The organism is Rhodococcus sp. 14-1411-2a (assembly GCF_002259485.1).
Classification (GTDB): domain Bacteria; phylum Actinomycetota; class Actinomycetes; order Mycobacteriales; family Mycobacteriaceae; genus Rhodococcoides.
This window is the reverse complement of the sequence record NZ_NPGA01000008.1, coordinates 20,639-33,620: the sequence shown is the minus strand read 5'-3', so window position 1 is coordinate 33,620 and position 12,982 is coordinate 20,639. Positions and strand designations below refer to the sequence as shown.

General features: G+C 64.9%; 11 protein-coding genes. 8 read left to right on the top strand and 3 right to left on the bottom strand.

Translation table 11 applies throughout. The annotated features are described in order from the left end of the window. Positions 1-87 precede the first annotated feature (87 nt). The 5 genes from CH291_RS04075 to purM all read left to right on the top strand — a co-directional run bounded on the left by CH291_RS04075 (position 88) and on the right by purM (position 6,698). On the top strand, positions 88-1,773 hold the full coding sequence (locus tag CH291_RS04075) for an ABC transporter substrate-binding protein (RefSeq protein WP_094639293.1): 1,686 nt from the start codon (positions 88-90) through the stop codon (positions 1,771-1,773). Positions 1,774-1,829: 56 nt separating this feature from the next. After that, a complete protein-coding gene (locus CH291_RS04070; protein ID WP_176460326.1) occupies positions 1,830-2,870 on the top strand; it encodes an ABC transporter permease in 1,041 nt (346 codons plus the stop codon). Further along, positions 2,870-3,838: an ABC transporter permease gene (locus CH291_RS04065; RefSeq protein ID WP_094639295.1), complete on the top strand. Its 969-nt coding sequence runs from the start codon at positions 2,870-2,872 to the stop codon at positions 3,836-3,838. Before CH291_RS04070 ends, CH291_RS04065 begins: the two co-directional genes overlap by 1 nt. After that, a complete protein-coding gene (locus tag CH291_RS04060) occupies positions 3,835-5,505 on the top strand; it encodes an ABC transporter ATP-binding protein (RefSeq protein WP_094639296.1) in 1,671 nt (556 codons plus the stop codon). The genes CH291_RS04065 and CH291_RS04060 overlap by 4 nt, the downstream gene beginning before the upstream one ends. A gap of 92 nt (positions 5,506-5,597) precedes the next feature. Next, complete coding sequence (gene purM / locus CH291_RS04055) at positions 5,598-6,698, top strand: phosphoribosylformylglycinamidine cyclo-ligase (RefSeq protein ID WP_032376541.1); 1,101 nt, start codon at positions 5,598-5,600, stop codon at positions 6,696-6,698. 73 nt (positions 6,699-6,771) lie between these two features. Here the strand turns inward: purM and CH291_RS04050 are convergent, their stop codons facing one another. From CH291_RS04050 to ygfZ, 3 genes are all read right to left on the bottom strand, one after another. Next, positions 6,772-6,963, bottom strand: a complete 192-nt coding sequence (locus CH291_RS04050; protein ID WP_082898823.1) for a DUF3073 domain-containing protein — start codon at positions 6,961-6,963, stop codon at positions 6,772-6,774. 272 nt (positions 6,964-7,235) lie between these two features. Then, a complete protein-coding gene (locus CH291_RS04045) occupies positions 7,236-7,871 on the bottom strand; it encodes an MOSC domain-containing protein (RefSeq protein ID WP_068049899.1) in 636 nt (211 codons plus the stop codon). Beyond that, a complete protein-coding gene (ygfZ, locus tag CH291_RS04040; protein ID WP_068049896.1) occupies positions 7,868-8,998 on the bottom strand; it encodes a CAF17-like 4Fe-4S cluster assembly/insertion protein YgfZ in 1,131 nt (376 codons plus the stop codon). Before ygfZ ends, CH291_RS04045 begins: the two co-directional genes overlap by 4 nt. Positions 8,999-9,100: 102 nt before the next feature. Between ygfZ and CH291_RS04035 the strand changes: the two genes are divergently transcribed. The 3 genes from CH291_RS04035 (at position 9,101) to CH291_RS04025 (ending at position 12,979) form a co-directional block, all read left to right on the top strand. Further along, positions 9,101-10,399, top strand: a complete 1,299-nt coding sequence (locus CH291_RS04035) for a dicarboxylate/amino acid:cation symporter (RefSeq protein WP_068049893.1) — start codon at positions 9,101-9,103, stop codon at positions 10,397-10,399. A 34-nt stretch (positions 10,400-10,433) separates the two neighbouring features. Then, positions 10,434-11,300, top strand: coding sequence for an aminodeoxychorismate lyase (locus CH291_RS04030; RefSeq protein WP_094686787.1), 867 nt, complete (start codon positions 10,434-10,436; stop codon positions 11,298-11,300). A gap of 131 nt (positions 11,301-11,431) precedes the next feature. Next, entirely contained in the window at positions 11,432-12,979 is a 1,548-nt protein-coding gene (locus CH291_RS04025; RefSeq protein ID WP_094686786.1) for a cytochrome ubiquinol oxidase subunit I, read from the top strand. The last annotated feature ends 3 nt before the right edge of the window (positions 12,980-12,982 follow it).

The window sequence follows — 12,982 nt, the reverse complement described above, 5'->3', positions numbered from 1 at the left end:
GTTTTCTCAATGCCACATATTGGAAACAGTCCGTCGGTACTGTCCTTTCAGTTACATAGGACACACCGATTGGATAGAGGCTTTCAGATGACCCTGTCGCCCGACGACGGACGCATGCAGCGCTACAGCGCGGCATCGAAGACCGCTGCACCCGGTACAGCGGGACGCAAACACGGCAAGAAATTTGCTGCAGTGGCAGCACTGTCGGTACTCGCATTGACTGCGGCAGCCTGCGGCTCGGGCCGCACCGACGAAGCCGGTGGCTCCGGTGAGGGCAGTGGCGACACCATCACCGTCGGCACCACCGACCAGGTGACGTCACTCGACCCGGCGGGCTCGTACGACAACGGCTCGTTCATGGTCATGAACCAGACGTATCCCTTCCTGATGAATTTCGCGCCCGGTAGCTCCGAGCTCGAGCCCGATGTCGCCGAGAGCTGCGATTTCGCCGAGCCGACCGTCTACACGTGCACGCTGAAGGACGATCTGACGTTCGCGAACGGCAACCCGCTGACGAGCGAGAGCGTGAAGTTCTCCTTCGATCGCATCGTCGCCATCAACGATCCCAACGGACCCGCGTCGTTGCTGACGAACCTCGACAGCATCGCGACTCCGGACGAGAAGACCGTCGAGTTCACGCTCAAGGCCGCGAACGATCAGACGTTCCCGCAGATTCTGGCGACACCGGCGGGCCCGATCGTCGACCAGACCGTGTTCCCGGCAGATTCGATTCTCGACGACGACGCCATCGTGGCGGGCACCCCGTTCGCCGGCCCGTACTCCATCGCGAGCTACGCCAAGAACTCCCTCGTCAGCTTCACCGCGAACGGCGACTACAAGGGCATCCTCGGAACCCCGAAGACCTCGTCGATCAACGCGAAGTACTACACCAGCTCCGACAACCTCAAGCTCGACGTGCAGAACAAGGCCATCGACGTCGCATGGCGATCGCTGACCCCGACGGATGTCGAATCGCTCGGCAGCGTCGACGGTCTGACGGTGCACGAGGGACCCGGCGGTGAATCGCGCTACATGGTCTTCAACATGAACACGATGCCCGGTGACACCCCTGATCAGAAGCTGGCCGTGCGCAAGGCAATTGCGGCCTCGGTGGATCGCCAGGCGCTGTCCGACGGCGTCTACAAGGGCACCTACACCCCGCTGTACTCCGTCGTACCCACAGGCCTGGCCGGTGCGAACACCGCGTACGGCGACGTCTACGGCACCACCCCGAACCGCGACGAAGCAGCCGGATTCCTTTCTGCCGCAGGCGTTGCCACCCCGGTGCAGCTCAACTTGCAGTACAACCCGGACCACTACGGTTCGAGCTCGAGCGAGGAATACGCCGCGATCAAGAGCCAGCTCGACGCGACGGGCCTGTTCAACGTGAACCTGCAGTCCACCGAGTGGAGCACGTACACCAAGGAACGCGTCGCCGACGCCTACCCGGTGTACCAGCTGGGCTGGTTCCCGGACTACCCCGACGCCGACAACTACCTGACGCCGTTCTTCGGACCGGACAACTTCCTGCAGTCGCACTTCGAGAGCCCGGCCATCACGTCACTGCTCGATCTCGAGCGCACGACCGCCGACGAGAATGCGCGGATGCAGATCATCGGTCAGATTCAGACCGAGCTCGCGACGAACTACCTGCCGACGCTTCCGTTGTTGGAGGGCAAGCAGATCGCCGTCGCCACCGACGAGATCAGCGGCGTGGACGAGACTCTCGACGCCTCGTTCAAGTTCCGATTCGTCACTCTCGCCAAGGGCTGACCGGCGTGCCCACTACCGACAGCACGACGGTAGAGGGCGAGAAGCAAGCACAGCAGGTGAGCGCGCCGTCACGGTACGGCGCGCTCGCCCGTTATCTCGGGGTCAGATTTCTGCTGATCATTCCGACTGCCTGGATTCTCGTCACCGTCGTGTTCTTTCTGATGCGGGTGATCGGTGATCCGATCACCGCGGCCCTCGGTGGTCGCCTACCTGCCGAACAGATCGCCCAGCGCAAGGCCGAGGCCGGCTACGACCGACCCATTCTGACGCAGTACTGGGAGTACCTGACCGGACTGTTGCGCGGCGATTTCGGCCGCTCCGCCACCGACAACCGCGCGATCAGTGACGTCCTGCTCGTCAACGGTGCTGCCACACTGGAATTGGCGTTCTGGGCACTGTTGGTCGCCTTCGCGGTCGGCATCCCGCTCGGATTCTTCGCCGCCACCCATCGGGACCGATTCGGCGACGCCTCACTGCGGATCTTCGCGATCCTGGCGTACGCGGCTCCGGTGTTCTTCGTCGGCATGTTGCTCAAGCTGCTGTTCGCAGTCAAGCTCGGCTGGCTGCCCGTCGCCGGTCGTGCCAGCACCAATGTGGAACTGGCACTGCAGAACGTCTCGCCCAAGACCAACATTCTGATCGTCGACTCGTTCCTGTACGGCGAGCCGAGCTACATCGTGGACGTGCTCGAGCATGCCGTGCTGCCCGCACTCGCCCTGGGTCTGTTGACGGCCGGAGTGTTCCTGAGGCTGGTGCGCGTCAACCTGATTCAGACGTTGCAGGCACCGTTCGTCGACGCTGCGCGCGCTCGCGGATTGAGCGAGGGCACGGTGACGCGACGACATGCGTTCCGCAACGCTATGATTCCCATCGTCACCGTCATCGGCCTGCAGATCGCCGTACTCCTGGGCGGTGCGGTACTGACCGAGACGACCTTCGAGTGGCAGGGCCTGGGCTACGAACTCGCCCGGTACCTCCAGCAACGCGATTTCGTTGCGGTGCAGGGCATCGTGACGTTCCTGGCCGTCGTGGTCGCCGTCGTCAGCTTCGTCACCGACGCGATCGTCGCACTCATCGACCCGAGAGTGAGGTTCTGATGAGCACCGAAGTCGTGCTGTCCGACGTCCCTCCCACCCGTCCGCACCGTCGAGGATTTCCCGGCGTCGCATTCGTCAAGTCCACGTCGGGGTTGCAACGCGTCACCTTGATCGTCGGGTTGGCGCTGATGGTGGCGTTCGTGATCGCCGCAGTGTTCGCCCCGCTTCTCGCGCCGTACGGGTTCTCGCAGACCAGCGACGCCGGGCAGGATTTCGCCCGACAGGCAGCCCCGTCCGCGCAGCACTGGTTCGGCACCTCGGTTCGCGGTGAGGACGTGTTCTCGCGCGTGATCTACGGTGCCCGAACGGCATTGATGGTGATCGCGTCGTCGTTGATTCTCTCGCTCATCATCGGTGTTCCGCTCGGCCTCGCCTCGGGCTACATCGGCCGTTGGTTCGACCGCGTGCTCGTGCTGTTCATGGACGCGATGTACGCGTTCCCCTCGCTGCTTCTCGCGGTGGTCATCTCGATCGTCGTCGCAGGCGGCCAGTCGTCGAGCTTCGGTGGCATCGCATCCGCAGCCATCGCCATCACGGCCATCTTCGTCCCGCAGTACTTCCGCGTCGTGCGCAACGCCACGGTGGCGGTCAAGACCGAACCGTACGTCGACGCCGCCCGGGTCACCGGTGCCGGCACTCCGCGAATCCTGTTCCGCCACATCCTCGCCAATGTGGTGCAGACACTGCCGGTCATCATCACCCTCAACGGTGCCGAGGCCATCCTGACCCTCGCCGGACTCGGTTTCCTCGGATTCGGCATCGAGCCCACCTCCGCCTCGGAGTGGGGATACGACATCAACAAGGCGCTGCCCGATATCTCCAACGGCATCTGGTGGACGTCGGTGTTCCCTGGCCTGGGCATCGTGTTGGTGGTGCTCGGCCTGACCATGGTGGGCGAAAGCGCAAGCGAGACACTCAATCCGCTGCTGCGTACCCGCAAGAAGTTCAAGAAGGCGGTGAAGGTATGACATCGAGTGTTGCAACTCCACGCGAGTCCGCATTGTCGGTGAAGTCGTTGTCCGTCACGTTCCTCACCGACGCCGGCGAAGTCGATGCCGTCACCGAGGTCTCGTTCGAGGTGTTCCCCGGCGAAGTACTGGCCGTGGTGGGGGAGTCCGGATCGGGCAAGTCCGTCAGCGTCCGATCCGCCATCGGCCTGCTCCCCGACACCGCACGCGTCGAAGGACACGTGGTACTCGGTGGCCAGGACGTGACGACGCTGAGCAACAAGGCGTGGGCGCAGTTGCGCGGCAACAAGATTTCGATGGTGTTCCAGGAACCGGGCAGCGCCCTCGATCCGCTGTTCACCATCGGCTATCAAATAGTGGAGGCGCTGCGGGCGCACACACGCGCCAGGAGTGGAGCCGGCGGAACGACCCGAAGTGACGACGGTAAGCGAATGTCGGCGAAGGATGCCAAGATTCGGGCCGTCGAGCTGTTGACGATGGTGGGTCTGCCCAATCCCGAGCAGCGCTTCTCGTACTACCCGCACGAGCTCTCGGGTGGGCAGAAGCAACGCGTCATGATCGCGATCGCCATCTCGTGCGAGGCGAAGGTCATCATCGCCGACGAGCCGACCACCGCTCTCGACGTCACGGTGCAGGCCGAAATCCTGGACCTGCTCCGTGATCTCAAGGATCGGCTCGGCTGCGCCATCGTGCTCATCACCCACAGCATGGGCGTCGTGTCCGACCTGGCCGACCGCGTCGTCGTCATGCAGAACGGCCGCGTCGTCGAGGAAGCTCCGGTGGCGCAACTCTTCGACGCACCCGCCGACGACTACACCAAGAAGCTGCTGGCCGCGGTGCCGACCCTCGCCGCCGTGGAGTCCGACAAGACGGTAGACACCTCGGGAGAACCGGTACTCGACGTCTCGCGTTTGGTGGTGCAGTTCTCCGGCGGCGTCGGCTCACCTGCGTTCCGGGCGGTCGACGACGTCTCGCTCACCATCCACCGCGGCGAAACCCTGGGGCTGGTGGGCGAATCCGGCTCGGGCAAGTCCACGATCGGCAGATGTGTTGCAGCACTGCAGAAGCCGACCAGCGGCAGCGTGACGGTGATGGGGCAGAACATCGCAGGCGTGAGCGAACGCAAGCTGAAGCCGTTACGTAAGCGATTCGGCTTCGTCTTCCAGGACCCGTCCGCATCACTGAACCCCCGACTGACCGTCGGGCAATGCATCGCCGAACCGATGATCGTGCACAAGTACGGCTCAAAGGACGCGATCGCGGCGAGGACGACCGAGTTGCTCGACGCCGTGCAACTGCCGTCGGGCACCGACAAGCGCTACCCCCACGAGCTCTCCGGTGGGCAGCGGCAACGCGTCAGCCTGGCGCGGGCACTGGTGCTGGGACCTGATCTGGTGGTCGCGGACGAGCCGACCAGCGCTCTGGACGTGTCGGTGCAGGCAGCCGTGCTCGATCTGTTCGAGGCACTGCAGCAGGAATTCGGCTTCGCCTGCCTGTTCATCAGTCACGACCTCGCGGTGGTCGACCGCGTCGCGCATCGCGTGGTGGTGCTGCGCAACGGGGCAATCGTGGAAGAGGGAACACCGTGGAAGATCCTGCGATCGCCGGAGGCCGACTACACCAAGAAGCTGTTGGCGGCGATCCCGGGCAAGCGCCTGCACACGTGAATTCTTCTCGCCACCGGGCACTCCGGTACCGTTAGGGCGCTATCTGTGCCGTCACGGGCGCTCACATGATCGAGTACACAGGCTGGAGCCGAATGACCGAGGAATCCCAACCCACGAGCGCAACTCACTCGGGCGGTGCCTCCTACGCGGCGGCCGGGGTCGACATCGCCGCAGGAGATCGAGCAGTGCAACTGTTCGCGCCGCTCGCCAAGAAGGCCAGCAGGCCCGAGGTCATGGGCGGTCTCGGCGGTTTCGCCGGCCTCTTCGCGCTCAAGGGCGACTACCGCGAGCCCGTCCTGGCCGCCTCGACCGACGGCGTCGGCACCAAGGTGGCCGTGGCGCAGGCGCTCGGCAAGCACGACACCCTGGGCCTCGACCTGGTCGCAATGGTCGTCGACGACCTCGTCGTCTGTGGTGCCGAGCCACTGTTCCTGCAGGATTACATCGCCGTGGGCCGAGTGGTTCCCGAGCAGGTCGCGGAACTGGTCAAGGGCATCGCAGAAGGCTGCATCATCGCCGGCTGCGCACTGCTCGGCGGCGAGACGGCCGAGCATCCGGGACTGATGGCCGACGGCGATTACGACCTCTCGGCCACCGGCATCGGCGTCGTAGAGGCTGATTCGATCCTCGGACCCGAGCGGGTGCGTCCCGGTGACGTCGTCATCGGCATGGGATCGTCGGGTCTGCACTCCAACGGCTACTCCCTCGCGCGCAAGGTGCTGCTGGAGATCAACCACATGGATCTCGGCGGACACGTCGAGGAGTTCGGCCGCACCCTCGGCGAGGAGCTGCTCGAACCGACCAAGATCTACGCCAAGGACTGCCTCGCGCTCGCGGCCGAAACCGACGTGCGCACGTTCTGCCACGTCACCGGCGGCGGATTGGCGAACAACCTCTCACGGGTGATGCCCGAGGGCCTGGTCGCCGAACTCGACCGCACCACGTGGAGCCCTGCCCCGATCTTCTCGCTGATCGCTCAGCGCGGACGCGTCGAGCGGGCCGAGATGGAGCAGACGTTCAACATGGGAGTCGGCATGGTCGCCATCGTGGCACCCGAGGACGTCGACCGCGCACTCGCCGTGCTGACCGCACGCCACATCGACTGCTGGACGCTGGGTACGGTGAAGAAGGCGACCGGTAAGGACGTCGCCGACGAGCGTGCGCTGCTGCTGGGTAACCACCCGAGGTTCTGATCGCCCGAGGACGGGCAAACAAGTGAGGGGGAGCCGCATCGCGGCTCCCCCTCAGTCGTTGTCGTGCTCAGTACTAGCGTCGCCAGTCCTCGTACTCGTCTTCTTCGACTCGGGAAGGCGCGTCCGAGTCGACGCCGCCACGATGCGAGTTCGACGAACCACCGGAGAGCTCTTGCTGCAGTCTCTCCAAGTCCGTAATAGGCGAGCTGTACTTGAGCTCACGAGCGACCTTTGTCTGCTTTGCCTTAGCCCTGCCTCGGCCCATGGCGGTGCCCCCTCGCGGACTTTCGGGGCGGCCTGGGGAAATTTGGCGGCCCCGTTAGAGTTGGTATTTCTTCCTGGGACACACTCTAGCGCGCGAATCGCCGCGATGCGCAGACGGCACCACGTGTCGGTGCCGGGCGAACGGGCGCGACACGCCCGGAAAATGGGTCGACGCAGCCTGTACCTGCAGAAATCCGTGCACAGGCAAACTATCTCCGTTTCGCGACACGAGAACTACGTGCTGCGCGTCATGGGGAGCGACGCACTCAGGGGTCAGTTGCGCAACGATTTCAGTGCCGCAGCCGCATCGCGGTAGACCTTCGGTGCCAAATCGGGCTGATCGAGCAAAGTGGACATCGCGGTTGCGTCGGTTCCTCGGAACAGGTCGCGAACCGTCACCCCGTGTTGGGGTACCGACTCCACCGTCACCGTGTCACCGCCGCCGAAGACCCCGGGTTCGAGAACTCGGAAGTACGCACCCACATCACCTCGGTCCGCGAAGCGACGGATCCATCTCGGCTGGTCCATCCACCGTGCGAACGTCGCGCAGGGCTTGCGGGCGATCGTCACCTCCAAGGCGACCGTGCCGATGCGCCACCGCGACCCGATCACCGCGTCGGTCACCGGTACACCCTCGGTGCGGAGGTTCTCCCCGAGACGACCCGGTGGAACCGGCACCCCCAGCTCGTCGGCCCAGTGCTGCGCCTCGACCTCGTCGTAGGCGTACACGGCCTGATCGAGTCCGCCGTGGAATTTCGTGTCCCGACAGTGATCACCGCCGATGCCGAGCTCGTGCACGTCCACCTGCCCGTCGACGGGCCGCTTGTCGATACCACTGTCGACCACCGCTCGGCGTCCGAACGGAACATCGGCGTGCACGACGCAGACCGCCAGGACCCTCCCGGTCACCGGCCGCGTAGGCGGTCGACCGCAGCGCGGCCGGCCTGGACGTCGTCGTACGACGGGATCGAGTCCGGATCGATCGACGCGGCACACGGCCCCGCCTCGAGGGCAGTGTCGACCGGAATCGTTCGTTTGAGAAGGGCCAATGCGATCGGCCCCAGCTCGAAGTGGTCGATGACGGTGCCCAGACGGCCCACCGAGCGTCCGCCTGCGGTCACCGGATCGCCCGTGCCGGGCCGACCGTCCGCAGAGCCGTCGAGATGCAGCAGCACCAGGTGCCGGGGCGGGCGACCGAGATTGTGCACGCGCGAGACCGTCTCCTGCCCGCGGTAGCAGCCCTTCTCCAGATGCACCGCGCCGAACTCGGCTGCGCTGCCGATCCAGCGAACCTCGTGCGGAATGGTCTTCTCGTCGGTGTCCACGCCCACCCGCGGACGCAACGATTCCACCCGCAACGCGTCGAACGCCCAGGTTCCGGCCGGGGCGGCCCCGGCGTCGCGCAGTCGGAGGAACCACTCGCTCAGACTCGCGCGGGGGATCACCACGTCGTACGAATTCGCGCCGGGCCAGGGCATCCGCCGCACGAAACCGCCGCCGTCGATCGGCGACGCACCGTAGACCTCGCTCGGAGCCGGCAGGCCGGCCTTCTCGAGCACCGATGCCGCGTCGGATCCGAGGACGGTGAGAACGGCGAGTTCGTCGGCCTCACGGGGTTCGGCCTTGGCCCAGAACACCATCTTCTTCAGGAACGACAGCAGATCCGGTCCGGCCGAGCGCTCGGTGTCGATGTACGTGACGCCGGCCAGGTCGGTCTGGACGAAGTGATGCTCGATGCGGCCGTTGACATCCAGGCTCAGATTCTCGGCCGAGCTGCCGTCGGGCAGGTTGGAGACGAGTTGGCTCGAGATCGTGTTCAACCAACTCAGACGTTCGTCTCCGCCGATGGCCAGAACGAAACGATGGGAACGGTCGATGACGGCAGCGCCGCTGACCGCGTCGCGTTGCTCGCCGAACGGATTGCCGTAGTGCCAGGCCACCCCGGCATCGACGCTGTCGTCGGGGGAGGGCACTGCGCCGGGGAGTGTCAGGAGTGGACTCGGGCTGATCGTGACTGTGTCGGACACATCCCCCATAGTAGGAGCCCGTCGGCGCAGCAACTCGGTGACCGGTCCCTTTACACCCTCGAAACGGCGACGACACGGCACCGCGACGACACGGACCTAGCGTGTCGACCCATGAAGAAACTGGCGCATCCGGCCGCGCAGATCGGCCTCGCCGCGATCGGCGGCATCGTGTTCGGGTTGGTGGTCGGCGAGTGGGCCGCGAACCTGAAGTTCATCGGTGATCTGTTCATCCGACTGATCCAGATGTCGATCGTCCCGCTGGTGATGGCTTCGGTCATCGTGGCCACCGGGTCGATGGCGGGGGCGGGAACCGGCAAGATCGCGTTTCGCACCTTCAAGTGGATGATCGGGTTCTCGGTCGTCGCCGCTGTGCTGGCCTGGGTGCTGAGCACCATCATTCGGCCGGGCGCGGGCATGGTGTTCACCCAGCAGCTCGATCCGGCGCTCGAGGAGTCGGCGAGCGAGGCGCTCGGCTGGCAGGACACGCTGCTGAACTTCGTCAGCACCAACGTGTTCGACGCCATGTCGACGGCGACGATGGTGCCGATCATCGTCTTCTCGCTGCTCTTCGGTATCGCGCTGCGCAGTCACATCACCAAGACCGGCAACACCCAGGTGCTCTCGTTCATGGACCAGATTCAGCAGATCGTCCTGACGATGATCCGGCTCGTCATGGTCATCGCCCCGGTCGGTGTGTTCTGCCTGCTCGCCGCGCTCGCCGGAGACGTCGGATTCTCCGTGGTGTCCACCGCGCTGAGCTACCTCGGTACGACGCTGCTCGGGGTGCTGATTCTGTTCGCACTCTTCGTCGTGGTCGTGACGATGCGGACCCGATTGAACCCGTGGAAGCTGCCCAGCAAGCTCACCGAACAGACGGCCGTCGCGGTGACGACGACGAGCTCGGCCGTCACGTTCCCGACGGTGCTGCGCAACACCGTCGAGAAGGTCGGCGTCAGTCAGAAGGTCGCCAACTTCACGCTGTCGATCGGGTTGACGATGGGGTCCTACGGTGCCGTGCTCAACTACATGATCGTGGTGATGTTCCTCGCGCAGGCAGGCAACATCGACCTGAGTCTCGGGCAGATCGTGCTGGGCATGGGCCTGGCGGTTCTGCTGAACATGGGCACCATCACCGTGCCCGGCGGATTCCCCGTCGTCGCTATGTTCCTCGCGACCTCGCTCGACCTTCCCTTCGAGGCCGTCGGCCTGCTGATCGCCGTGGACTGGTTCGCCGGGATCTTCCGTACCTTCCTCAACGTGAACGGAGACACGTTCGTCGCGATGCTCGTCGCCAACGCCGACGACGAGATCGACCGCGAGGTCTACAACGGCACCAAGGTCGTCGTCGCCGAGGATCTCGACCTCGACGAGTACGCCGACGCGCTGGCAACGGCCGACCGAGCGGATTGATCGAACGCGTCCGCTCCCCTCTAAGGTGGCGGGCATGTCGGAGTCGGTAGTGGTGACGTTGGACGGCCGAGTGCACGACGCGAATCGGCCGTTGTTGTTCGCCGACGACCTGGCCGCGGTGCGCGGCGACGGGGTCTTCGAGACGCTGCTCGTGCGCGGGGGCGCGGCCTGTGCGGTCGAGTTGCATCTGGCCCGGCTGGTGGCGTCGGCGAAGGCGCTGGACCTACCCGTCCCCGATCTCGACCGGTGGCGCGCGGTCGTGGAACAGTCCGTGGGTCTGTGGGCGCAGGAGTCGGAGGACGAGGCGGTTCTTCGCGTGGTCCTCAGCCGCGGACGGGAGGGCGGTGGTTGCCCCACCGCATACGTGACGGTGGGGCCGCTGCCCGAGCGAGTGCGGGCAGCGCGCACCGACGGGGTGTCGGTGATCACGCTCGATCGCGGCTACTCGGTGGACTTCTCGTCGGGAGCGCCGTGGCAGCTCGCGGGGGCCAAGACGTTGTCGTATGCGACCAACATGGCCGCGCTGCGACATGCCGCAACGCAGGGTGTCGACGACGTGATCTACCTCAGCAGCGAGGGGCGGGTGCTCGAAGGTCCACGCTCGACGGTGGTGCTCGCGCGCGGTAAGACTCTCGTCACACCGTCCGTCGAACAAGGCATCCTGGCCGGAACCACGGTCGCCGGGTTGTTCGCCGTGGCCGAGTCCGCTGGTTGGACATGCGAACACGGGCACCTGTATCCCGCGGATCTCATTGCCGCAGATGGCGTTTGGCTTGTCTCGAGCGTCACCCTCGCGGCTCGGGTCACGGCGATGAACGGCGTTCCCCTGGGCACTCGGAGGCTTGCCGGTGACGTTTCGACGATGGTCGACACGGCCGTGGAGGCGGTCGAAACTCGATAGGAGTCCAACGACCCTGCCGAAAGACTCTTCCCTACTACTAACCGTAGTAGTACATTCGAGTTTGTCGCGGGCCAACGCCCTGACCTGCGGTGTTGCCCGTCACAGCTCGGGTGTGAGAGTTCGGAGTATCGATGGACGCGTTGGATGTCTCGCGGTGGCAGTTCGGTATCACCACCGTTTACCACTTCATTCTCGTACCTCTCACGATCGGCCTCGCGCCGATGGTGGCCGCCATGCAGACCATGTGGGTGATCACAGGGAAGGACTCCTGGTATCGGCTGACCAAGTTCTTCGGCAAACTGTTCCTCATCAACTTCGCCCTCGGCGTCGCGACCGGAATCGTCCAGGAATTCCAATTCGGCATGAACTGGAGCGAATACTCACGGTTCGTCGGTGACGTGTTCGGTGCACCCCTCGCGCTCGAGGGATTGGTCGCGTTCTTCCTCGAGTCCACGTTCCTCGGCCTGTGGATATTCGGCTGGAGCCGACTCCCGAAACTCGTTCACCTGGCGACCATTTGGCTCGTCGCCATCGGTGTCAACGCCTCCGCCTTCTTCATCATCGCAGCCAACTCCTGGATGCAGCATCCCGTCGGCGCGATCTACAACGAAGAGACCGGCCGCGCCGAACTCACGGACATCTGGGCACTGCTCACCAACAACACTGCGCTGGCGGCCTTTCCGCACGCCGTCGCAGGAGCATTCCTCACCGCCGCGACCTTCGTCGCCGGCATCTCCGGTTGGTGGATGGTGCGTGAGGCTCGCAGGAAGCAGGCTGAGTTCGCTCCGCTGTCCGAAAACGGACTCGCACCGCAGGCTCCGCACCCGGCCGCTGGGGTCACCACTCTGCAGGCTCCGCTCCCGGCCACGGACTCGCGTTCGATGTTCAGATCCGCAGCACGAATGTCCTTCATCGTCATGATCGTTGCCGGCGGTGCGCTCGCCATCACCGGAGACATTCAGGGCAAGCTCATGTTCGAGCAGCAGCCCATGAAGATGGCCTCCGCAGAATCGTTGTGCGACACCGAGACCGGGGCCAGCTTCTCGCTCCTGACCGTGGGCACCCACAACAACTGCGAATCCGTGATTCACCTCATCGCGATTCCCGGACTCACCTCGTTCCTGGCGGAGAACGACTTCGGTGCCACCGTGCAGGGCGTCAACCAACTGCAGGAGCAGTACGAGCAGCAGTTCGGCCCCGGAAACTACAAGCCGAACCTGTTCGTCACCTACTGGGCGTTCCGAATGATGATCGGACTGGCCGCCGGCTCGGCCCTGCTCGCCATCGCGGGTCTGTGGGTCACCCGGGGTGGCCGGATTCCCGACCACAAGTGGTTCTCGTGGTTGTCGCTGCTGGCGATTCCGACGCCGTTCCTCGCCAACAGTGCGGGCTGGATCTTCACCGAAATGGGCCGTCAGCCATGGGTTGTCGCGCCGAACCTCTCGGGAGTCGATCAGATACGGCTGACCGTGGACCAGGGCGTGTCCGACCATCCCGTCGGCCTCGTTCTCGCCTCGCTGGTGACGTTCACACTGCTGTACGCCGCCCTCGGTGGTGTCTGGTTCTTCCTTCTTCGTCGCTATGTCATCGAAGGGCCTCTCGACCACGACGCGCATCCGCACGTCGATCCACCGGAATCGGAAGACGAAGAGCCCAAACAGCTCTCGTTCGCGTACTAGGGG